The following is a 22,480-nucleotide window of genomic DNA, read 5'->3' as shown; positions in this document are numbered from 1 at the left end:
GGGCGAACAGTTTAAAAAAAACAAATATATTTTAGCTCTTAAAAGGCAGCTTAAACCTATGATTAATCAATCATTATTTGAAAAAAGTTCAAATTATCTTACTCTTTTTAAAGTGCTTTTTAAAGAAGCTAAAAGCTACTCTCCTCGACTAAAGTCTATTTGCCTTTATTCACGAGATCATTCAAGCAAAAAATTAAGTTTATTTGTTCGTTTTTTAGGCAATTATTTAGCTTTTAGCAGCACCGGTGCCACAGTTTTTTTCTGGGCCAGCACAATTCCGAACAGAATAATCGCCCCACCAATACTGTGATAAATGGTCCAGGCCTCTTTTAACCAGACAAAGGCAATTAAAGCGGTAAACACTGGCATCAGGTTCATAAAGATACTGGTGCGGTTCGGTCCCAGACGCTGAATCGCCATCATCCACACCAAAGGGGCAATTAATGAAGGAAAAATACTGGCGTAAATGACGCTGCCGGCATTGGCCATATTGATGGCATCAAGCCCCAACCAGGCCACAAACGGCAGGTGATACAGCAGTGCAAACAGAATCTGCACATACAGGCTCAGCATTAACGGAATCTGCAGCTGCCATTTTTTCAGAAAAACCCCGTAAAAGGCATAGAAAAACACGGCAATAATCATCAGCAGATCGCCCCACTGACCACCGGCATGCAGCAAGCCCCAAGGATTGCCCTGCCCCATCACATAGATTAGCCCGGCAAAGGACAACAGGCTGCCAATAATGGCGTAGCGATTCGGAATATCGCGCAGAATCAGCATCGACACAAAAATGGTAAAAATCGGAATAAAGGCATTAATAATGCCCATATTGGTGGCGGTGGTGTAATGCGCAGCGGTATAGGCCAGTCCCTGATACAGCACCAGTCCAAAGGCACTCAGCACTGCCAGCTGTTTCAGATGCGGTACAATCAGGGCGCGTTCACGGATCACCCGCGGCAAAATAAATGGGGTTAGAATCAGAAAGGCAAAAAACCAGCGATAAAAACTGATGCTCACCGGCGAGATAAAGTCGGTCACATAGCGGGTCACGACAATATTCAGTGACCAGATCAGTACCGCGCTGACCGGTAAAAGAATGGCCCAAGACAGCATTTTTTCTTGCTGTGTCATATTCTGTTCCTTGTTGAGTCGATCGGCCTGAAGCAGACGCTGCTTCCTGCGCTGAATGAATGCCTTTTCACTTTATTTTTAAACTTTCCTTGTGCCCTCATTCTAGTCCAATTTAACTGCTTTGGGGCAATTCGCGATGGTGAAATCTTGTGCTGCGTTCAAATTGCTCCATCACTCCACTTTGCTGGGATTCCGCACCTGCTTAAAATATGCCGCATTGACACAGCGCTATACAAAAATCTGCCAAAAGCCGCAGCAATAGGTCTTGCGGGATTGGGCAAAGCCCGTTACAACAGAGAACGACAATAAATCACTTTAGGATAAACACATGGCATCTGTATATGACATTCCGGTCGTGACCATTCAGGGTGAAGAAACCACACTGAACCAGTATCAAGGCAAGGTGCTGCTGATTGTAAACGTGGCTTCTAAATGCGGTCTGACGCCGCAATATGAAGGTCTGCAAAAGCTTTATCAGCAGAAAAAAGAACAAGGTCTGGAAATTCTCGGTTTCCCGGCCAATGACTTTCTGGCGCAGGAACCCGGCAGCAATGAAGAAATCCAGCAGTTCTGTTCGCTGAATTATCAGGTAGATTTCCCGTTATTCGCCAAAATTTCAGTGGTGGGTGAAGATAAACATCCGCTATATGCTCGTCTGACCCAGGCCATTCCAGAACGGATTGGTGAAGGCCCATGGTGGAAAGATCTGGTGGATTATGGTCTGACCCCAAATGAACCACCTGAAGTGCTGTGGAACTTCGAAAAATTCCTGATCAATAAAGAAGGCGAAGTGGTGGCACGTTTTGCCCCAGACATTCAGGCCGATGACCCACGTATTGTCGATGCAATTAATGCCGAACTGGCGCGTTAATTGTTTGCAGTAACAAAGAGGGTTGCGGCCCTCTTTTTTTATAGATCTAGACATCCATAAGCCACGCTCATCACACCGCCTGTTTGCCCTGGAAAATTGTTATTGCTTTGCAACAATCTGTTTTTTATTTAATTAAAGCCCCTATATTAAACTGCAAGATAAAAAATTGTGATTGATCTTGCCATGAAACGCGCCTTTTCCCATTTTCTCCTGCCCTTTGGCCTGCTGACTTCAGCTCTACTTCTGGTCGGTTGTGACCAGCCCAGCGCTCCGGTTTCGGAAGCCGATCCGGATACCGAAATCACCTCCCAGCAGCAAAGCCCTGCACCACAAGCCGATTTAAAAAGTGGCAATATGTTTTATATTGTGCGCGATGTGGCTGATATGCAGCTGAAAGCCGGTGAGTATGTCGAGCAGTTGCGCCAGACCCAGACCGAGCTGCAACAGGCCGTCAACAGTCAGGATCATCAACAGCTACAAAGCGCAGCCAGCAAATTGCAACAGCAATTACAGGGCTTTAATAGCGCCTTAAACAGTTTGAATTTAAAAAGTCAGGAAATTGACAATATTCGCCAGAACATTCTGCAAGCCAATGAACAGGTTCTGGCTTCGCCATTTTTAAATGGCCAGATTGACCTCAGCAAAGTCGACTTTGCCAAAATTCAGCAGCAGATGGGCACAGTACAGTCTGAGATGGTGAAACTGGCCAGCATCCTGTTACAGTCAGAGAATACTGAAAATACTGAAAGCGCAAACACTGACACTGAAAATCAGGCGCAAGCTGAATCCTGATCCTCAGGCTCACTGCCCATCTGGGTGGTGAGTCTGCCTGATTCAGAGAGTTTTTAGTCTGATTCTGATAGTTAAAATTTAAAAAAATAATGCGTTCATTTAAAAATAAGAGGTCTGCCATGCAGCATCCACTGATTTATTCTGTTGTACCTGTGACATTCCGTTTAGATCTGAAAGATCCGTTTATCTTCTGTGCCCATCATCTGGATCATTTTCCGGCTGGCAATGCCCAGCTGGGTCCGCAAACGCCGCCACAAAATAAAGAATACAATATGTATTATGGCGATGTGGTGCCCGGTTTCCCTGAGCATCCGCATACCGGTTTTGAAACCATTACCTTAGTGGAACAAGGCGTGGTCGATCATTTTGATTCGCTCGGCAATGCCGGTCGTTATGCCGCTGGAGATGTGCAATGGCTGACCACCGGCAATGGCGTCGAACACTGCGAGATGTTTCCACTCGTGCATGAAGACCGCGCCAACCCAATGGAACTGTTCCAGATCTGGTTTAATTCATCGCCTGAACAGAAACAGCAGCCAGCTGATTATAAAATGTTATGGCGCGAGCAGATTCCGCATGTAATTGAAGCCAATGCGGCAGGCCAGAAAGCTGATATCCGGGTAATTTCCGGCCAGTTTAAAGAAACCGATGCCCTGCCACGCCCACCCCATTCATGGGCAGCGCCGGCTGAAAACAAGGTGAATATTTACCTGATTACCTTAGCGCCCGAAGCTGAAGTGACCATTCCAGCCACCAGCGCCAGTTCGACCCGCTTCTGTTATTTCTATCAGGGTAAGAGTTTAGAGCTTGAAGGTCAGCAGATGGACGTGAAACATTTGGCCGAATTGAAATCGGATGCCGAGATTCATTTAAAAGGTGGACTACTTGAATCCCGGATTCTATGGCTTGAAGGTGAACCAATTGGTGCACCGGTAGCCATGCGCGGGCCTTTTGTACTAAATAGTGAAGATGAACTGAACGCTGCCTTTAAACGTTACCGCGACACCCATTTTGGTGAATGGCCATGGCCGAGTCCGGCACCGGTGTTTGAACGCAAGCAGCCACGTTTTGCGACTTATCAGGGTGGTGAGCATAAGGAATATCCTGAACAGCTCTAAATTCTATTTTTATGAGAACAGCTTGGCATGTTTCTGGCTGTTTTTATGCAAATTAATTTTATTTTCTAATGTTCAAGCGTCTGGAAAGTCGAGTTTTTATTTGCTGAATTTGGCGCATAGTCATTTGCGAATTAATTTGGATATGCTAAAAACACGACATCGTGAAAAATATTATTTTTGAAGGGGGACTTGCCTCTAAAATCAAAATGGTGATTGATAACACTAACCAGATCAAAGCAGACCGCGCTCTATATTCAAAGAGCGATCGATGCAGGATTTGAAGTGATTGCTTATTATTTTGAAACGGATTTAAAGAGTACCTTTGAGCGAAATAGTTACTGTGTTGGCAACGCCAATATTCCGAAAGTAGGTGTACTTGCGACTTATAAAAAACTTGAAGTTCCGAGATTAGATGAAGGTTTTGATGAGATGTTTAGGGTAAAGATTGTGGGGAATGGTGAGTTTTCTATTTATCAAGATTAATAATAAGGAATAATTACATGAATAAAATATCAACTTTAGCTGAGACAACGGAAAATTATTTTGATAATACAGTTCTAGAAACAACTGATACTATTTTTCAAGAAATTCTCAAAGCATTCCCTTTAGCTTCATCAGGCATTGCGATTTACCGACTTTTTAGAAGTTATAACGAGAAGCAAAAATTAAAGAATATCTTGGAGTTTATAAAGGAAGGTGAAAACCTAGAACCAGGAAGTTTATTAAAAATATTTAAAGATCAAAACAATTTAGAAATTGGCTGTGAGTTACTTAATGCTTTGGATAAAACATATTTAGTCCATCAATCTAAGATGCTTGCTCGCTTAGCTCTTCTATATGATGTCAAAGAAATAAATCGTGAGAATTTTTTAAGGTATGCCCATATTATCCCTCAATTAACATCTTTTTTATTAGAAGGGTTAGATAAAGCTTACACATTGTCTGAAAAAAATAAGACCAATAAAAATTATCACCTTAAAAATGAAGAATGTAATTTTTCATTATCTGAACTAGAAAGATTTGGTTTTTTATATGTAGTTGCGACTTATGGATCAGGTAATCACTATGGAAGATCAAAAGACCTAGTTTTCTTCTACGAAAATATTTACCAAAACAAATATAGAAAAAATTAAACCCATAAAAAAACCACCCTTTCGGGTGGTTTCTTCAATCTTAAACCAGCAATTACATTGCGCGGTTTTTGATTTTGCGGATCGTTTCCAACTGTGCAGCAGTTTCTGCCAAAGCAGCCAAAGCAGCAGCAGCGTCCAAATCGCTCTTTTGATTCGCCAGCAATTGTTCAGCGTGTTTACGCGCTTCAATAATTGCCGCTTCATCCAAGTTTTCTGCACGGACTGCAGTATCTGCAAGAACCGTAACAACGTGCGGTTGAACTTCTAGAACACCACCAGATACATAGATTAATTCTTCTGTACCATTTTCCAAAATAACGCGGATCGCGCCAGGTTGGAGCAAAGTTACCAGCGGAGCGTGGCCAGGCATAATACCCAACTCACCGCCAGCACCTTTTGCAATTAGCATAGTTACAGTGCCAGAGTACAAAGACTCCTGAACACTTACAACGTCACATTGCATAGTCGCCATGAGAACCTCCTAAATTAGGTAGCTAATTAAAGTTTCTCGGCTTTAGCAATCACTTCGTCAATACCACCAACCATATAGAACGCTTGTTCTGGGATGTGATCGTATTCACCAGCTAGAAGACCTTTAAAGCCACGAATCGTTTCTTTAAGCGGTACAAGTTTACCAGGCGCGCCAGTAAATACTTCAGCTACGTGGAACGGTTGAGAGAAGAAACGTTGGATCTTACGTGCACGGTATACAGTAAGTTTGTCTTCTTCTGACAATTCGTCCATACCAAGAATTGCGATAATGTCTTTCAATTCTTTATAACGTTGAAGAACGTTTTGAACTGAACGAGCGATTTCGTAATGCTCAGTACCTACTACCAGTGGATCTAGCTGACGTGAAGTAGAGTCAAGTGGATCGATCGCAGGGTAAATACCTTGAGAAGCGATGTCACGGCTCAATACAACAGTTGCGTCCAAGTGAGCGAACGTTGTAGCAGGCGATGGATCTGTTAAGTCATCGGCAGGTACGTATACCGCTTGGATAGACGTAATCGAACCAGACTTAGTTGATGTAATACGTTCTTGCAGAACACCCATCTCTTCTGCAAGTGTAGGCTGATAACCTACTGCAGATGGCATACGGCCTAGAAGTGCTGATACTTCAGTACCTGCTAGTGTATAACGGTAGATGTTGTCAACGAACAATAATACGTCACGGCCTTTACCGTTTTCGTCTTTTTGATCACGGAAGTACTCAGCCATAGTCAGACCAGTCAACGCTACGCGTAAACGGTTACCAGGTGGCTCGTTCATCTGACCGTAGACCATTGCTACTTTGTCTAGAACGTTAGAGTCTTTCATCTCGTGATAGAAGTCGTTACCTTCACGAGTACGCTCACCAACACCAGCGAATACAGATAAACCTGAGTGCGCTTTAGCGATGTTGTTGATCAACTCCATCATGTTTACAGTTTTACCAACACCGGCACCACCGAACAGACCAACTTTACCACCTTTCGCGAACGGGCAAAGTAAGTCAATGACTTTAATACCAGTTTCTAGAAGGTCAGTAGAAGCCGCTTGTTCTGCATAAGAAGGCGCTTGACGGTGAATTGGTAAACGCTCTTCAGTTGCAACTGGACCAGCTTCGTCGATAGGGCGACCAAGAACGTCCATGATACGACCAAGTGTCGCTGTACCTACTGGTACAGAGATCGGCGCGTTAGTGTTAGTTACGTTCAAACCACGTTTAAGACCTTCAGTAGATCCCATCGCAATTGTACGTACAACGCCGTCACCAAGTTGTTGCTGAACTTCTAAAGTAGTTTCAGTGCCATCAACGTGAAGAGCGTCATAGATCTTAGGAACGCTGTTGCGTTCAAACTCGACGTCGATAACCGCGCCGATGATCTGAATGATACGACCGCTACTCATTGCTGTCTCCTCAATTCAAAATAATGTTAAACGGCAGCGGCACCACCAACGATCTCAGAAATTTCCTGAGTAATCGCGGCTTGACGCAGCTTGTTATAAATAAGTTGTAGGTTCTTGATAAGCTCACCTGCGTTATCTGTCGCAGCTTTCATTGCGACCATACGTGCAGATTGCTCACAAGCGATGTTTTCAATCACACCTTGATACACCACAGACTCAATATAACGAACCAATAAACCATTCAGCAGTTCTTCTGCTTCTGGTTCATAGATATAGTCCCAACCGTATTGACGGTTCAGGGTCTTGTCTTCTTCAGCAGCTGCTAAAGGAACAAGTTGTTCGATTTTTTGATTTTGAGTCATGGCATTGACAAAGCCGTTGGACACCAGATAAATACGATCTAACTCGCCTTTATCATAAGCGTCTAACATCACCTGTACAGAACCAGATAACTGTTCAAGACTTGGTGTATCACCTACGTTTGTAGTTGCACCTAGTACTTTACCGCCGTAGTTTTTAAAAAACGAAACCGCTTTTTGACCAATTAAAGCAAATTGAACTTCAATTGACTGCTCTTGTTGCTGTTGTACGTGTTTGACCACTTTTTTGAACAGGTTAATGTTCAAACCGCCTGCCAAACCACGATCTGAAGAAACAATGATATAGCCAACGCGCTTCACAGGACGCTCAACCATATAACGGTGTTTATATTCAGGATTCGCTTGTACCAAATGAGCAATTACACGGTGCATATTTTCGGCATACGGACGGCCTTGAGCCATGCGCTCTTGCGCACGACGCATCTTAGAAGCAGCTACCATTTGCATCGCTCGAGTAATCTTCTGCGTGCTCTTGATACTAGCTACTTTGGCGCGAATTTCTTTTAAGTTTGCCATACGCTTAACCTAGTATTCGAAGGCCCTTTCGAGCCCTCGAAGGTTGATCCGTGAACCAAACCAACACTAATTAGCAAAGTGCTAAATTAGTAAGTTTGAGTCGCTTTAAAGCTTTCAATACCTGCTTTGATTGCAGCTTCGATGTCTTTGTTGTAATCACCAGTTTCATCGATTTGTTGCATTAACGCAGCGTGCTCTGAACGGAAGTAAGAAATTAACGCAGCATCAAAGTCTACGATTTTCTTCACTTCAACGTCAGCCATGTAGCCTTCGTTAGATGCATAAACTGAAACAGCCTGGTCAGCAATTGAGTAAGGCGCATATTGTTTCTGCTTCATTAACTCAGTTACGCGTTGACCATGTTCAAGTTGCTTACGAGTTGCTTCGTCAAGGTCAGAAGCGAACTGAGCAAACGCTGCCAATTCACGGTATTGCGCCAAAGCGGTACGGATACCACCAGACAATTTTTTGATGATCTTCGTTTGAGCCGAACCACCAACACGCGATACAGAAATACCGGCGTTCACCGCAGGACGAATACCCGCGTTGAATAATGATGTTTCAAGGAAGATCTGACCATCAGTAATCGAAATTACGTTAGTCGGTACGAATGCAGATACGTCACCTGCTTGAGTTTCAATAATCGGCAATGCAGTTAATGAACCAGTTTGGCCTTTAACCTCACCGTTAGTGAATTTCTCAACATAATCAGCAGATACGCGAGAAGCACGTTCAAGTAGACGTGAATGTAGATAGAATACGTCACCTGGGTAAGCTTCACGACCTGGTGGACGACGAAGAAGCAATGAAATTTGACGGTAAGCAACAGCTTGCTTAGACAAATCATCATAAATAATTAACGCGTCTTCACCACGATCACGGAAGTATTCGCCCATTGTACAGCCAGCATAAGGCGCCAGATACAGCATTGCTGCTGGATCAGCTGCAGCTGCTGCTACAACAGTGGTATACGCCATAGCGCCAGTTTCTTCCAGCTTGCGTACTACGTTCGCGATAGTCGATTGTTTTTGACCAATTGCTACGTATACACACTTAATGCCAGAGTTTTTCTGAGCGATGATCGCATCGATCGCCATAGCTGTTTTACCAGTCTGACGGTCACCAATGATCAACTCACGCTGACCACGGCCAACTGGGATCATTGTATCTACTGATTTATAACCAGTTTGTACAGGTTGATCCACTGATTGACGCCAAATTACGCCTGGTGCTACTTTTTCTACAGCATCAGTTAATTTCGCATCAATTGGGCCTTTACCATCAATTGGGTTACCCAAAGCATCTACGACACGGCCTAAAAGTTCTGGACCAACCGGAACTTCTAATACACGACCTGTACAACGAGCTTTTTGACCTTCTTGAAGGCCTAAGTAGTTACCTAAAACAACGACGCCCACTGAATCCTGTTCTAGGTTCAGTGCCATACCGTATAAGCCGCCGTCGAATTCGATCATTTCACCGTACATTGCATCAGCAAGACCGTGAATGCGCACAATACCGTCGGATACCATAACAATGGTACCTTCGTTTTTAGCGGTCGCGCTGGTGTCCAGATCGCCGATACGCTGTTTAATGAGCGCACTGATCTCGGATGGATTCAGTTGTTGCATTGCGCTATACCTCAATCTTTTTAAAGTTCAGTCTTCTTATATGCAATTACGCAAGAAGACGAGTCCGCATTTTTTCAAGCTTGTTAAGCGCAGAATCATCTATCACTTGGTCGCCTGCACGAATAACAACACCCGCGATTAACGCCGGATTGACTTCTACTACAATAGAAACCGTGCTGTTGAAACGCTTTTCCAGCGCCGCTTTCAACACTTGTTCCTGGTCAGCAGACAATGGGAAAGCCGATTCAATTACGACGTCCACATTGTTGTTATTCTGTGATTTGAGCTGTTCATATTCTGCTTGAATTTCAGGCATTAAAGACAAACGATCATTTTCAGCAAGCAAAGTCAAAAAGTTTGACAATGCTGCAGTCTGGTCTTCACCTAAAACTTTTGCAAAAACACTCACCTGCTCTGCAGGAGTAAGCTCAGGGCGATTTAAGTAAGCTGAAAATGCTTCGTCTTGTACCGCAGCACTGAGCAATGCTAGTGCTTGTGACCAACTGTCAGTTGCACTTTGCTCAGAGGCATAAGCATATGCTGCTTTCGCATATGGGCGTGCCAACGTCAAGAGTTCAGCCATATTTCGCCTCGCTTAAAGTTTAGCAGCCAGCTGGTTCAGCATGGCATTGTGAGCTTCTGCGTCAACTTGCTGGCTAAGAATTTTCTCAGCACCGGCAACTGCCAAAGCAGCGACTTGTTGACGTAATTCTTCGCGAGCAGCATTGATTTCAGTATCAACAGCTTCTTTCGCCTGTTGACGGATACGCTCACCTTCAGCAGATGCTTGGGTACGCGCTTCTTCGACCAATTGTGCTGCACGACGGTTCGCTTGTTCGATCAATTGAGCCGCTTGTGCTTTCGCTGCGTCTAGCTCTGCCTTAACTTGTGCTTGCGCATCAGCAAGGTCAGCTTTTGCTTTTTCAGCAGCATTTAAGCCATCAGCGATGCGACGCTGACGCTCACTAATCGCATTGATTAGTGGTGGCCATACAAACTTCATGCAGAATGCGACGAAAATCGCAAATGCAATCGCTTGGCCAATCAATGTGAGGTTGATATTCATTGCTATTCCTCAAATAGTGGATTTTTGGGAATTAAGCTGATTAACCTACAAATGGATTAGCGAAGATGAAGAACAAGCCAATACCAACACCGATCATAGGCACAGCATCAAGAAGACCCGCGATTAAGAACATACGAGTTTGAAGTTGTGGAGCCAATTCTGGCTGACGTGCAACAGCTTCAAGGAAGCGACCGCCCAAAAGACCAAAACCAATCGCAGTACCTAAAGCACCGAAAGCGATCAAGATAGCAGATGCAATTGCAACTAGACCTAAAGTGAGTTCCATGAAAAATTCCTCAGAGGTTAGGTTTTATACCAAATTAAGTTAAAAAATTGTGTGCCCAACCGCCCGATGACAGTTAGGCCATACCATTAATGCTTTTCGCTTGCCATGCTCATGTACACGATTGTCAACATCATGAAAATGAATGCTTGTAGCGTAATAATCAAAATGTGGAAAATCGCCCAAGGCACAGACAATGCCCACTGGATCCAGAACGGTAATAACGCGATAAGAATGAAGATTAACTCACCCGCATACATGTTACCGAACAGTCGTAGAGCCAATGAAACTGGTCGCGCCAAGAAAGTAGTCAATTCCAACAATAAGTTGAATGGAATTAAAAGCACTTTAGCAACTGGATTACTTGGGTTAAATGGGTTAAGTGCCAACTCACCAACGAAGCCGCCAACACCTTTCTCACGAATACTATAGAAAATAATTAAGAAGAATACAGAAATAGACATACCTAAGGTAATGTTTGGATCTGTAGTCGGAACAATTTTAAAGTAAACCTGATGAGGGTCCACACCCAGCATAGATGCAATCGCCTGTTGAGCTACATAAGGAATAAAGTCAACAGGGATTAAATCCATCAAGTTCATGAGGAAAATCCACACGAAAATGGTTAATGCTAAGGGTGCAATTAATCGAGACTTCCCATGGAAGGTATCACGTACACTTGAATCTACAAACTCGATAATCACTTCAATTACTGACTGGAATTTACCAGGCACGCCTGAATTTGCAGCTTTCGCGACAATCCAGAACAATAAACAGAAGATCAGACCAAGTCCGATAGACCAACCCATTGAATCCAAGTGAATAGCAGTGAACCCCATCTGTTGAGCTTCTTCAGCAGACTCAGCCAACTTCCATGAACCGTCTGGCATTTTGCCGTACGTCATGTTGGTCAAGTGATGCTTGATATACTCGGTCGAAGTAAGGGCATGTTCTTCAGCAGCCATAAATCACACCTGGTCAATGTCAAAAACAAAAGAGGGAACGAATATCGCGTGCTGCTTGATATCTCGCTCATCTCCTAAAAACTTTTCAATTTTTGCTGCGCCTATACTCGTTTTTGTAGACGTGACACCCAAAACGGAGCGACCCACGACATGGCCTGAACGAGAATAAAACCACAAAACAATGCAACCGGAGACAACGGCTCGACATTGCTTAAAATTAAAATGAATCCTACGATCACAATCGCAAACTTACCGAGCATGCCCCTATACATGTTCGACAGAACTTGTTTAGATGCTCTCGCGCCTGCTGCGCGGAACGACTGCCAGGAAAAATAACAACTTGCAACCCAACATACCAATGCACCAAGTGCGGCACTCAAGGCGGCTGTAGCATCTTTGAATATCCAGGCAATCAATGCAGCAACAGGTATCATGAATGCTTGCAAGAAGACCAAAGCTTTCGCTAATCGTCGGTCAATCAAGCGACTAGTTCGGCTCATTTACTTTCCACTCACAGCATAAATGCTTGACAAGTTTAACTGATGATCGTTTTTTATCGCAGGCATTATAGAGTTACACCCCTGAACATGCAATCTTTTCCCGATCTTAGTCGTATTTTTTTGCACAACTGTAACCGTATTGTCATAATTCAAATTTGCCGCCAAAACGCGCTATTTTTGCGCATTTATTACACATTTTTGCGTTTGGATAGCCAATTTCTGCCAGGCCTGCACAAAGTCCCCTGCCCCACTCATACTTTCGTCGACCATTTGAAACACAATCGGATTCAGGCGCTGATACTGGCTCTTGCTGGCATGACCTTCGGCCAGTAAACACATTTTCGTGTTTGGACGATGATCATTCATATATTTAATTTGCGCCACCGTCGGAGCGACATGCGGATCATGGGTCAGTGCGCCGGCAAACTTCAGGTTCAGCGGACGTTCCAGATATTGATAGGCATCATGATAAGACCAGTAGGCTTTGGCCGAGGCTTTGCTTTTAAACTTGTCTGCGGTCAGGAGCAGCTCTTGGGCAAAGGCACGGGCATTGGCCCAGTACTGTTCACGCTGCTCAGGCACCTGCTGGGAACGCAAGGCCGCAATAAAAAAGCCAATACGAATGGCATTGTTCGGATCAAGCCAGACATGCGAGTCGACCGTATCTTTTAATGCTGCACCACGAGGGCTACGCTGTGGTAGCGTTTGCAAAATGCCAGAATCTAGCAATGAAATAGCTTTGCTCTGATTGCTGAACAGTTTTTCTAGAGGCGCTTCATGCGCTTTGCCCAGCCAGATCACCAGACCTGCATCCTGAATGGTCTTGCGATGTGCAGGAGTCAAACTGACATCATGTCCGGTCTGGTCGGCCAATAATAAGGTCGGGGTTTCTATGCCTTGTGTAATTTCCTTGGCAATCAGATAAATCGGCTGTGTCGAAATAACAAGACTTTGAGACCAACTCAAGGTACTGAACAAAGCCAGAGCACAGAAGGCGAAAAAACGGGACATGAGCGCAAAATCATAAAACAGGATAGATGTTATATTATAACAAAATAACAAAAATACCTATGTATAATCGAATCTGACTATACTTCATGTTAAAATTTAATGTCCGATTTTCCTCCTACATTTCCTTGGGGTAGCTATGAGCTTATGTTCTCATGAACATCATGATGCATTACATGGCGTGCACGACCATCAAAATATTGAGCAGCGTCTTGCTGAAGCCGAAAGTCTCTGTGCCGCCACAGGTGCTCGCCTGACCCCACTTCGTCGTGAAGTGCTGGAACTGATTTTAAATGCCTCGGGCCCGATGGGGGCATACGACCTGCTGGCCAAAATTAAAAGTGAGTCAGATCGTCCGGCGGCACCACCAACCGTGTACCGCACCCTCGACTTTTTATTAGAAAAAGGGCTGATTCACCGTTTAACTTCTATTAATGCCTATATTCCCTGCTGCCATCCGCGCGAAGGCCATCAGGCGGCGTTTTTAATTTGCACCGAATGCAAAGTGGTCAAAGAAGCTTCTGCGCAGGGTTTACTGCAGCAACTGGCAGAGCTGTCGGCTTCGGACCACTTCACCGCCCATCATAGTATTATCGAGATTTCTGGTTTATGTCAGCACTGCGCCAGCAAGCGCTAAGTCCTGCGCCGCTGATTCGCCTTGAACAGATTCAAGTCCGGATTGATGAGCGTGATATTTTAAAACAGGTCGATTTCTCTTTGCATGAGAAAGAAATTGTCACGCTCATTGGTCCGAATGGTGCCGGCAAATCGACGCTGATTAAAGTCATGCTCGGTATTGTCAAACCCACGGCTGGCAAAGTACTGGCCGATAAAAAACTAAAATTCTCCTATGTGCCGCAGAAATTCAATCCTTCACACAGCTTGCCGTTAAGGGTCAAGGATCTGCTGGCTTTAGAAAAATGTAGCAGCACGTTAAAAGCAGAAATTATCCGCGATACCGGTATTGCCAAGCTGGAAAATTCCAAAGTGCAGCAATTGTCAGGTGGTGAACGGCAGCGGGTATTACTGGCCCGCGCCTTATTGCGCCAACCCGATGTGCTGGTGCTGGATGAACCAATGCAGGGGCTGGATATCCAGTCGGAAGCCGAGCTGTATGACTATGTGCGTAGCCTACCAGAAAAATATGGCTGTGCCGTGCTGATGGTCTCACATGATCTGCAATGGGTCATGCAAGGCACGCATCGGGTGGTATGTTTAAATAAACACATTTGCTGTAGCGGCTTGCCCGAAAGCGTGCAGCAGCATCCGGAATATCAGGCCATTTTTGGCACCAACCGGGTGTTCTATCAGCATCATCATGATCATTGTGCGCATGGCGACCATGCCGAGCCGTGTCAGCATGATTCCCGTCCCCATATTCACCCTGAACCGGAAGTCTAAACCATGATGGATTGGTTATCGTTATTACTTCCGGCCTGGATCATGGGCACTTTACTGGTGTTTCTGACCGCGCCACTCGGCTGTCTGATGCTGTGGCGCCGGATGTCTTTTTTTGCCGATACCATGGCACATGGCACCTTATTAGGCGTGGCCATTGCCGGCGCCTTGAGCTTACCGCTGTGGATGGGCGTTACATTTTTAGCCTTATTACTGGTTGGTATTCTTTGGATTCTGCATGATCCGCGCTTACCGAATGATGCCCTGCTGGCCTTATGCTCTGCGACCCTGCTCTGCTCCGGTCTACTGTTTATCCAGCACATTCCAAGCCTGCGCCCGGAACTGCTCAGCTACCTGTTTGGTGATCTGCTCACGATCTCCTGGGCTGATTTACCCATCTTTGCGCTGGTGATTGTCGGTGCACTGCTGGTTCTATATAAGTATTGGCAAGCCCAGATTCAGATTGCCATTGATCCGGATATTGCTGCCAGTGAAGGTATTCATGCCCAGTGGCAACGTCTGATTTTTATGTTGCTGCTGGCCCTGTTTACGGTTCTGGCATTACGCGCGGTCGGCTCGCTATTGATGGGTGCGCTGCTGGTGATTCCGGCGCTCACGGCACGACTGCTGGCGCATTCTCCGAAACAGATGGTGATTTGGGCTTTTGTGATTGCACAAATTGGGGTAACGGTTGGTTTATGGTCCAGCGCCGGCTTAAATACCTCGACCGGTCTGACTATTGTGCTGACCATGGCGGTGATTTTTGCCCTGATCTTTACCATGCAGAAATTTAAAAAACTGGCCTAAACAATCAACCGAAAGGTTCCATCTAGCCCTCTCCTCTTTATCATTGAGAGGGGAAAATCAACATCTATTACTGATGCACCAGACTTAATAAAAATGCAGCACCAGCAAACAGACCGGCAAACGTCCGGTTCATGACTTTCTGCTGACGCGGTGACTTTAACAATCTTAAAACCTTAGCTGCCAGGCCGGTATAGCCCGCCATCACAATCAGATCAATCGTAATCATGGTTGCTGCCATAATCAGATATTGAATCCACTGCGGTTTGGATAAATCCAGAAATTGTGGCAAGACAGCCAGCAAAAATACAATCGCTTTCGGATTGCTCATATTCACCAGAAAACCGTTCAGCAGCAGTCGTCCAGCTGATTTCTGTGGTAAATCCTGCCGGATTTCAATCGAGTGTACCGGCGCTTTCCATTGCAGATAGGCCAGATACAGCAGATACGCTACCCCGAACCATTTCACTGCCAGAAAAGCCCAAGGCGTGGTCGCAAATAGCACGCCCGCGCCGGCCGCCACAATCGCAATCTGTACCAGCAGCGCCAGTTGCAGCCCGATGGCATTCCAGTAACCATGACGAAAACCGTAATTCAGCCCACTCGACATCGAGGCAATCGCACCTGCGCCCGGCGACACACTAATCACCCAACAGGCCAGCATATAGGCCAGCCAAATCTGATAAGACATGGTAATTCACCACAAAAATGACAGATTATTATATGACGATTCATCTTTTAAGTGCGCAGTAAAGAGGCAATAAAAATCTGATCCAGAGACTGTTAAGCTGCTACCGGTTCAGGCACAATAGTTTTAGTGATTGATTATTAAAAACTTAGGAGCCATGAATGACAGCTCAATCTGTAATCTTGCCATTACCTTCAGATCATGCCCGTTTTATTGTTTTACGTTTAAAAGATTTAACTCTTGAGCAATTAAAAGAAAAATTAGCTGATCTTTTTAATACCCGTGATCGCCTGATTACCCAGCATCCTCATGCACAAATTAAAACTGCCGTGGCCTTTGGACCTGAACTTTGGGCACAACTGTACTCCCAAACTCCAGCTGGCTTTAAGCAGTTACAACCGATTGAAGGCGCATTCCAGATGCCTGTCGTACCGGCAGATGTACTCATTCATATTGCCAGTGCCCGTGCGGATATCTGTTTTGCCCTGAGCCAGTCTTTCTTTGAGGGTATTCAGGATCAGGTTGATGTTCTGGATGAGCGGGTCTGCTTCCGCTATTTTGATGGCCGCGACATGACCGGCTTTATTGATGGCACAGAAAACCCGCAATTCCCGGATGACCGTGCTGAAGTCGCTTTACTGGGCGAAGATGCCGGCATTTTTGAAGATGGTTCCTTTGTCTTTGCCCAGCGTTATGCACATGATTTAGATAAATGGAAACGTCTAAAAGTCGATGCACAAGAACAAGTGATGGGTCGAACCAAACTTGAGTCGATTGAGCTGGATGATGAGGTGAAACCTGACAATGCCCACGTCGCCCGTACCGTGGTTGAAGATGATGAAGGTGAAGAAATGGAAATTCTGCGTCATTCCCTACCGTATGGGGATGGGCAAGGTGACCAAGGCTTATTCTTTATTGCCTATACCAAGGATTTAACCATTCTGGATGCGATGCTTGAGCGTATGTTTGGCACCTCGGGAGATGGTATTCATGACCGTTTACTACATTTTGTGACCGCTTTAGATGGGGCTTACTACTTCGCTCCAAGTGAAGAGTTGCTGGAAACGGTGTTGGAAGGATAATTTATAAAGCCGACGAGAGTCGGCTTTTTTAGTAATAATTTAAAGTTATCAGCAAGCGTTTAATTTCTCAGAGTGATATTTAAATTAAATATTAATTTCAAAAACAGGTTGCGTTAATTTTATTTAAATTAAATCTAGTTTCATCGAGATCTTTAACTTCTTTATTAATTGGCGTATATGTTGCCCCCCAAAATTCATTACCTTTTGAGATAAACGTAAAACTGGCTACCTCTCTATTATCCTCTAATTCTTTATAGGTTGTTTCCAATGCTTTTGACTCATCATCATAAATAACAGTTTTTACTTCCTTTAACTTATGAAAGGAAGTAAAAGGTCTATGGATTATTCTAGAGTTGTATCTATCAAAAGCAATTTCTATCTTCGATGTATCATCCTTTAGACAATAGTATACTTCAGATATAAGTGTTTCACTTGTTTTTGCACAAGATATCATTGAAAATAAATAAATTATTATAAATATAAGCTTTTTAACCACTTAATTTTCTCCTAGCTAATACTTCTGCTCTTTCCTGTGTGTAGCCATATCTCTTAGGTGGTTTAAATTTTTGATTCTTGGAAAGTTCAATAAATCTTGCATAACCTTTTCTTGCTTCACTTAATGATTTTGTACATCCAATTTTCTTGTATTCAGGGTCATGCCACAACCCCCAACCAAATACCTCACCAACCATATCATTAACTATACTATTCTCTAATTTAAAATCATCTAACGAACTTAATAAAGATTGATCAATTATTTTACAATTCCCAACTTTTAAAATTTTAAAGGCTCTCAATAAATATGCTTTTCTATTTTCTCTACCCCCATGATTATCATTATCAAAATGATTAAAACCACCATTAATTATTGCAGAAACACCTATCAAATCATTTTTTAAAGCAAGTTCATTTAGGTCTCTAGCTTTACCCTTCCTCCAAAACCATGCTGCAGAATCAACAGCATACTTAGGACTAGAAATTTTAACTCTATTTACTCCTGTAAAGTCTTCACCTTTAAACTTACCATAAGCAATATAATTATCTTTCCAAGTTAATTGAATAAGCCCTCTTCCTTTATATCCACCATAGTTATTTTTTTCATATTCAGCCGAAACTCGCTCTTCTAAATACTTGTACTCACTAGTTTCTAAAAATGTTTGTGAAATAAAATAGGCCTTTTGTATACATTTATCTATTTTATAAATTTTAAATGAATCATTAATTGGTGCTATAAATTTAGATAAGTGCTTTGTACTTCCTACTGCCAAAGCCTTTAAATCATCCAAAGTGATATCTCTTCCACATGCACAATCATGTAGCTTTATATTCTGCTCAATTATTGGCTCATTTTTTTCAGTCAAACCTTTAACAATATCAACATCTAGATGTAATTTAATAGCTTCCTCTTTAACTCTTTTGGCCACATAACTTACTGGATCTAAAGGTTTTCCATCTGGTTTGAGTACAGTAAATTGTAATCTCTGCCCAACCATACTTATTAACGGCAGTTTTCCATTGGAAATCGAATAAACCTTTTTCTTCCCGGTAGCTACAATTAACATCTCAATATTTGTTTTTTCAATAACGTAATTACTACCTTCACGATCTACAAGCGTTAGTGTAGAAGTACTTTTAAACTTTTCATAGGGTTCATCTAATTGAATCAGAATAGGTTTTTCTGTGCCATTACCTGAATTAAGCGATCTTTTTAAAACAAACTCATCATTCGATGTTAAGGCTAAAAATTCAATATCACGATTAGCCGAAGAGAGGACTTCAACTCTTCCTTGATCATCTGTAATACGTTCAAAACTTTTCTTTCCCTTTGGTCGTGTTTGTATCGGAAAATTAGCCATAATCTTTCCATGAACATCCACCACTTGAAAAGGTGTTACCACCAAACCATTCTGAGAAATCGTACTATTCATTTGTCGATATTCTTCAATGGTGTTAGGTAACTGAATTTTTATAGGATGCTCTGAGGAGGAGAGTGTCGAAGAATTAATGACCTTCACCACAGTATAATCAGATGCCTTCGGTGGTTTTGCTAAAATTTCTACCATCCGATTAGGAGAAGCTTGAAAGACAAATAAGCCATCTGTATCTGTTTTCTTCAGATTCTCTCTCGATGAATTTTGATAACGTGATTTCACCTTCAGATTTCTGACATATCGTCCAGATTTATCATAAAACTTAGAGGTAATGGTCACCAGTTTACTCATGATTCAATATCCTCGTGTGTAGACACCTCATCCTCCTGATCTTCTTCTATTTCTTCGAGCAAATAATCAATCTGTTCATCACTCACTGCTCCACTCAAATGTGTACACAAAGAGTTAAAGCTCAGCGCAATAAAGTCAGTTGACTGGGGCGTATAGAACCTAAAAGTACTTAATTGATGTTGTTCATTTAATATGGATTTATTGGTTTTCAGAAGCTTTCCATCAGTTTGATCAATCACAAAAATTTCTTTTTCTCCTGCAGACGAGCTATTCCATTGATAATTAATCTGATTACTAAATAATGTTGCCATCTGAGGTAAGCTCATCTTCGGTTCAACCACATTCTGTGGCTGTAAAAACAGATGCTGCCCTGCTTTCACCTCGAACTTGCCACCCGTGGTCGGTAACACGCCTGAACCACTAATCTCAATCTGACTTCCTCCAGCGACCAATATAATTTTTTTACTCGCCTTAACTTCAATCCTGTCTTCTGTGGAGATGACCTGCACCCCTTTCCTGGCAATAAGATCTGCCCCATCACCCTGTGCCTGAATCTCGACTTTGCCTTTACCGGCATACAGTCGTGCACCCTGTTGGGCTGCAAACAGGCTCAGTTTCTGGCTGGCATGCGCAATCAAAGATTGCTGCGTACTCAGGTTAATACTCTCTCCGGCACTGTGGCTAATCTGACCATCCGCAGAAAGGTGTACATCTTGCTGGCTACTCAGCGCAATAGAGTTTGGTGCACTAAGAATCATCAGTGCCTGTTTAAAAGCAGCAGCTTTATTTTCATCCTGCTGTTCGATCTGCTCTAAGAAGTTCTTTAAGTTATCAAGAACTTCTAAAGGATCCGTCTGCTGGTTTTTGGCCACTTCACTTAAGGCTTGGGCATTGCTCAGTGAGCTTTCAATCTGGCTATTGGCCTCACTGGCATCGAGATGATTGCCTTCGGCTTGTGCCTGTGGATGGGTGGAAATCAGTAAGCCTTCTCCAGCACGTACTGCACCCCACTGATCGGTTCTCAGTTCAAAACCTTCACCACGACCGTCACTTTCAGCGCTGGCTTTCGGATGGCTCAAGTTCCCCAGGTTCAGTTGGGTCGCACCATGGCTGCTTTGCAGCTGGGCAGAAATCTGCTTCGGAGTATCATCAAAACGCAGCTGGTTAAAGCCACTGCCTTCAATTTCCTGTGAGCGGATCCCGCTGAGTTTTTTGGTGTCGGGTAGTTGGCCTTGTTGGTCGAATTGGGTTGGCGAGCGTTCTGCTTCATGTAAACGACCAACCACGAAAGGCCGGTCGATGTTACCGTCAAAGAAGTCGATCACCACAATTTCATTAATCCGTGGCAGGAAGCGGGCCCCATAGCCTTCTCCGGCCCAAGGCGTCAGTACATCCACCCAGGCGGAATCGGTGTCCTTGTCATTACTGCCGGCCCCGCCATCATGCTGATGGTCATCACTGCGGGTAAACAGGAAACGGACTTTGATTCGGCCCCATTCATCGACATGGATGCTTTCTCCAGCAGGTCCCACCACCCGGGCACGCTGCGGATGGGCTGCCGGGCGGTGCTGTAGTGGATGGTATTCCGGTACCGTATGGATGTTGCGACGTTGTAAGGTTAAGGTATTGCCTTGACGTTCATCCGGGTGTTGTTTTTGTTGAAAACTAAAATGGCTATGCCAGTGGCTCTGGCTGAGTAACTGGTTGATCTGCTGTTTGAGGTCTTTAGGTAAGTTGTTCTGGTTATAGAACTGTTTGCCGGTAATTAGAAATTCTTTGTCGGCTGCGCTGTGCTGGTCAATTTCCGGGTGTTCATTCAGTTCAAACCAGTAGCCGACCTGGGCATCACGGACGGTGGAGTGGGCACTAAAGTATTTGGATTGCAGGTCGTGGTAGTGACTGAGGTTCTGGTTCAGCTTGTCCAGCTGGTTATTAGAGGATGCGGTGGCCTGGTCTTCGCCATTTAAATCCTGCATCCAGGCCGGGCTGATCTGCCAGGCTTGTTCCAGGCTGAGGCTGGCATTGTCCTGATTATGGCTGTGCTGGTGTTTGCTTTGCACTGAACCGGCGCCTTCTTCCTGGCTGAGGCTGTCTGACTGCCAGCGTTGCAGATGTACGGCAGTCGGTTGCAGGCTGCGCTGGGCAATCAACTGGGTGATGCTATCTAATTGTTCGGTGGCACTGGAGCGATGAAAGCGGATACTGCGACGATTTAAGGCGCTGTACTGGTTGTTATCATCAATCAGGCGTAATTTCTGGGCCTGAAGCGGGCTGCTGGAATGTACGACCTGTAACTGGGCTTCATCAATCAGCCAGTTAATCCCTTCACTGCGCCAGAGCCGGGTCAAAAAGTCATAGTCGGTTTCATTGGACTGCATGATAAAGGGACGCACATCCAGTTCCTGGGTCAGTCCGGTTAAATCTAACGTTAGGCTGGCGGCAAAGAGCGGGCTTTTGTTCTGCCATTCTTTAAATAAAATTTCACTGACCTCACGCACGCTTTTATTCATAAACACACGGCTGTTACGGCGTTTATGCCAGAGTGCAGTCGGATCTTCTAGTGTGAGTTTATAGAGCGTGAGTGAGCCATCACTTTGGCCTTGCGCGGCTGCGGTGATAATACCGCTGCTGCGAAACAGCTGGCCCTGGTCAGTGACCTGATCGACGGCAACCTGCGCGCCGATAAACTGTTTTAACGGAATCTGGGCATTGGTCGAAAGACAGATCAGTTCGGCATGTAAACCGTCATTGAGCTGGTGTTCACCGTCGATGCGCTGTAAAAAAACATCGGCATTTAAGGCAGGCTGAGAAAATTGAATATGGAGGGCACGTTTTTGTGGGCTGAGGCCGGCCTGCTCCAAGGCAGTATGGATATGAACACGGGTTATCATTGTTATAAAAGCTATTGTTTTAATTTGCCCCGATTCTAAACAATGCTTATTTTTTAATCCAGTCTCCCGCTTTCATTTCGGGGCTACAAACCGCCTGTTTCCGAC

General features: G+C 44.2%; 23 protein-coding genes and 1 pseudogene. 9 read left to right on the top strand and 15 right to left on the bottom strand.

Features of this window, described 5'->3' with window-relative positions:
• Positions 1 to 222: 222 nt before the first annotated feature.
• Positions 223 to 1,134, bottom strand: coding sequence for a DMT family transporter (locus VF685_RS11675; RefSeq protein WP_005181447.1), 912 nt, complete (start codon positions 1,132 to 1,134; stop codon positions 223 to 225).
• Positions 1,135 to 1,462: 328 nt separating this feature from the next.
• Here VF685_RS11675 and VF685_RS11670 point away from each other — a divergent pair, with 328 nt between their 5' ends.
• From VF685_RS11670 to VF685_RS11650, 5 genes and pseudogenes are all read left to right on the top strand, one after another.
• On the top strand, positions 1,463 to 2,005 hold the full coding sequence (locus VF685_RS11670) for a glutathione peroxidase (RefSeq protein WP_005181445.1): 543 nt from the start codon (positions 1,463 to 1,465) through the stop codon (positions 2,003 to 2,005).
• Positions 2,006 to 2,188: 183 nt separating this feature from the next.
• The gene (locus VF685_RS11665) at positions 2,189 to 2,797 is read left to right on the top strand and encodes a hypothetical protein (RefSeq protein WP_286385473.1); all 609 of its coding nucleotides are present in this window, start codon (positions 2,189 to 2,191) and stop codon (positions 2,795 to 2,797) included.
• Positions 2,798 to 2,916: 119 nt separating this feature from the next.
• The gene (locus VF685_RS11660) at positions 2,917 to 3,915 is read left to right on the top strand and encodes a pirin family protein (protein WP_286385474.1); all 999 of its coding nucleotides are present in this window, start codon (positions 2,917 to 2,919) and stop codon (positions 3,913 to 3,915) included.
• A 37-nt stretch (positions 3,916 to 3,952) separates the two neighbouring features.
• Positions 3,953 to 4,398 (top strand): annotated as a pseudogene (locus VF685_RS11655) (ATP-binding protein).
• Between the two features lie 17 nt (positions 4,399 to 4,415).
• On the top strand, positions 4,416 to 5,048 hold the full coding sequence (locus tag VF685_RS11650) for a hypothetical protein (protein WP_177155235.1): 633 nt from the start codon (positions 4,416 to 4,418) through the stop codon (positions 5,046 to 5,048).
• A gap of 52 nt (positions 5,049 to 5,100) precedes the next feature.
• Here VF685_RS11650 and VF685_RS11645 read toward each other — a convergent pair whose 3' ends face one another.
• The 10 genes from VF685_RS11645 to VF685_RS11600 all read right to left on the bottom strand — a co-directional run bounded on the left by VF685_RS11645 (position 5,101) and on the right by VF685_RS11600 (position 13,293).
• On the bottom strand, positions 5,101 to 5,520 hold the full coding sequence (locus VF685_RS11645; RefSeq protein ID WP_005181432.1) for a F0F1 ATP synthase subunit epsilon: 420 nt from the start codon (positions 5,518 to 5,520) through the stop codon (positions 5,101 to 5,103).
• A gap of 26 nt (positions 5,521 to 5,546) precedes the next feature.
• The gene (atpD, locus tag VF685_RS11640) at positions 5,547 to 6,941 is read right to left on the bottom strand and encodes a F0F1 ATP synthase subunit beta (protein ID WP_104490036.1); all 1,395 of its coding nucleotides are present in this window, start codon (positions 6,939 to 6,941) and stop codon (positions 5,547 to 5,549) included.
• Between the two features lie 26 nt (positions 6,942 to 6,967).
• On the bottom strand, positions 6,968 to 7,837 hold the full coding sequence (gene atpG / locus VF685_RS11635) for a F0F1 ATP synthase subunit gamma (protein ID WP_005181426.1): 870 nt from the start codon (positions 7,835 to 7,837) through the stop codon (positions 6,968 to 6,970).
• Positions 7,838 to 7,923: 86 nt separating this feature from the next.
• Complete coding sequence (gene atpA, locus VF685_RS11630; RefSeq protein ID WP_005181412.1) at positions 7,924 to 9,468, bottom strand: F0F1 ATP synthase subunit alpha; 1,545 nt, start codon at positions 9,466 to 9,468, stop codon at positions 7,924 to 7,926.
• A gap of 46 nt (positions 9,469 to 9,514) precedes the next feature.
• Positions 9,515 to 10,051 (bottom strand): F0F1 ATP synthase subunit delta, encoded by a 537-nt coding sequence (locus VF685_RS11625; protein WP_005181408.1) that lies wholly within the window; start codon positions 10,049 to 10,051, stop codon positions 9,515 to 9,517.
• Between the two features lie 12 nt (positions 10,052 to 10,063).
• Positions 10,064 to 10,534 (bottom strand): F0F1 ATP synthase subunit B, encoded by a 471-nt coding sequence (locus tag VF685_RS11620; RefSeq protein WP_005181403.1) that lies wholly within the window; start codon positions 10,532 to 10,534, stop codon positions 10,064 to 10,066.
• 40 nt (positions 10,535 to 10,574) lie between these two features.
• Complete coding sequence (atpE, locus tag VF685_RS11615) at positions 10,575 to 10,820, bottom strand: F0F1 ATP synthase subunit C (protein ID WP_000424060.1); 246 nt, start codon at positions 10,818 to 10,820, stop codon at positions 10,575 to 10,577.
• Between the two features lie 86 nt (positions 10,821 to 10,906).
• Positions 10,907 to 11,782 carry a F0F1 ATP synthase subunit A gene (gene atpB, locus VF685_RS11610; protein WP_004970145.1) on the bottom strand — a complete coding sequence of 292 codons (876 nt, stop codon included), beginning with the start codon at positions 11,780 to 11,782 and terminating at the stop codon, positions 10,907 to 10,909.
• Between the two features lie 101 nt (positions 11,783 to 11,883).
• Positions 11,884 to 12,282, bottom strand: coding sequence for an ATP synthase subunit I (locus tag VF685_RS11605; protein ID WP_005181400.1), 399 nt, complete (start codon positions 12,280 to 12,282; stop codon positions 11,884 to 11,886).
• Between the two features lie 171 nt (positions 12,283 to 12,453).
• On the bottom strand, positions 12,454 to 13,293 hold the full coding sequence (locus VF685_RS11600) for a metal ABC transporter solute-binding protein, Zn/Mn family (RefSeq protein ID WP_168382048.1): 840 nt from the start codon (positions 13,291 to 13,293) through the stop codon (positions 12,454 to 12,456).
• A gap of 136 nt (positions 13,294 to 13,429) precedes the next feature.
• On the opposite strand from VF685_RS11600, the gene VF685_RS11595 reads away from it, so the two are divergent.
• Genes VF685_RS11595 through znuB form a run of 3 tightly spaced genes read left to right on the top strand, consistent with a single transcriptional unit; the run spans position 13,430 to position 15,495 of the window.
• Entirely contained in the window at positions 13,430 to 13,927 is a 498-nt protein-coding gene (locus VF685_RS11595) for a transcriptional repressor (RefSeq protein WP_005181393.1), read from the top strand.
• The gene (gene znuC / locus VF685_RS11590) at positions 13,900 to 14,691 is read left to right on the top strand and encodes a zinc ABC transporter ATP-binding protein ZnuC (protein ID WP_242911887.1); all 792 of its coding nucleotides are present in this window, start codon (positions 13,900 to 13,902) and stop codon (positions 14,689 to 14,691) included. The genes VF685_RS11595 and znuC overlap by 28 nt, the downstream gene beginning before the upstream one ends.
• A 3-nt stretch (positions 14,692 to 14,694) precedes the next feature.
• Entirely contained in the window at positions 14,695 to 15,495 is an 801-nt protein-coding gene (znuB, locus tag VF685_RS11585; protein WP_016658980.1) for a zinc ABC transporter permease subunit ZnuB, read from the top strand.
• A gap of 67 nt (positions 15,496 to 15,562) precedes the next feature.
• Here the strand turns inward: znuB and VF685_RS11580 are convergent, their stop codons facing one another.
• Positions 15,563 to 16,183, bottom strand: a complete 621-nt coding sequence (locus VF685_RS11580; RefSeq protein ID WP_005181385.1) for a LysE family transporter — start codon at positions 16,181 to 16,183, stop codon at positions 15,563 to 15,565.
• Positions 16,184 to 16,341: 158 nt separating this feature from the next.
• Here VF685_RS11580 and VF685_RS11575 point away from each other — a divergent pair, with 158 nt between their 5' ends.
• Entirely contained in the window at positions 16,342 to 17,262 is a 921-nt protein-coding gene (locus tag VF685_RS11575) for a Dyp-type peroxidase (RefSeq protein WP_005181383.1), read from the top strand.
• Positions 17,263 to 17,359: 97 nt separating this feature from the next.
• Here VF685_RS11575 and VF685_RS11570 read toward each other — a convergent pair whose 3' ends face one another.
• Genes VF685_RS11570 through VF685_RS11560 form a run of 3 tightly spaced genes read right to left on the bottom strand, consistent with a single transcriptional unit; the run spans position 17,360 to position 22,375 of the window.
• Complete coding sequence (locus VF685_RS11570) at positions 17,360 to 17,758, bottom strand: hypothetical protein (protein ID WP_034598110.1); 399 nt, start codon at positions 17,756 to 17,758, stop codon at positions 17,360 to 17,362.
• The gene (locus VF685_RS11565; protein ID WP_005181377.1) at positions 17,751 to 19,484 is read right to left on the bottom strand and encodes a glycoside hydrolase family 19 protein; all 1,734 of its coding nucleotides are present in this window, start codon (positions 19,482 to 19,484) and stop codon (positions 17,751 to 17,753) included. The genes VF685_RS11570 and VF685_RS11565 overlap by 8 nt, the downstream gene beginning before the upstream one ends.
• Positions 19,481 to 22,375, bottom strand: a complete 2,895-nt coding sequence (locus VF685_RS11560; protein WP_286436493.1) for a type VI secretion system Vgr family protein — start codon at positions 22,373 to 22,375, stop codon at positions 19,481 to 19,483. Before VF685_RS11560 ends, VF685_RS11565 begins: the two co-directional genes overlap by 4 nt.
• Positions 22,376 to 22,480 lie beyond the last annotated feature (105 nt).

It is taken from the genome of Acinetobacter sp. Brlt_5, assembly GCF_051949055.1.
GTDB lineage: Bacteria > Pseudomonadota > Gammaproteobacteria > Pseudomonadales > Moraxellaceae > Acinetobacter > Acinetobacter indicus.
This window is presented reverse-complemented; position numbering and strand designations above follow the sequence as displayed.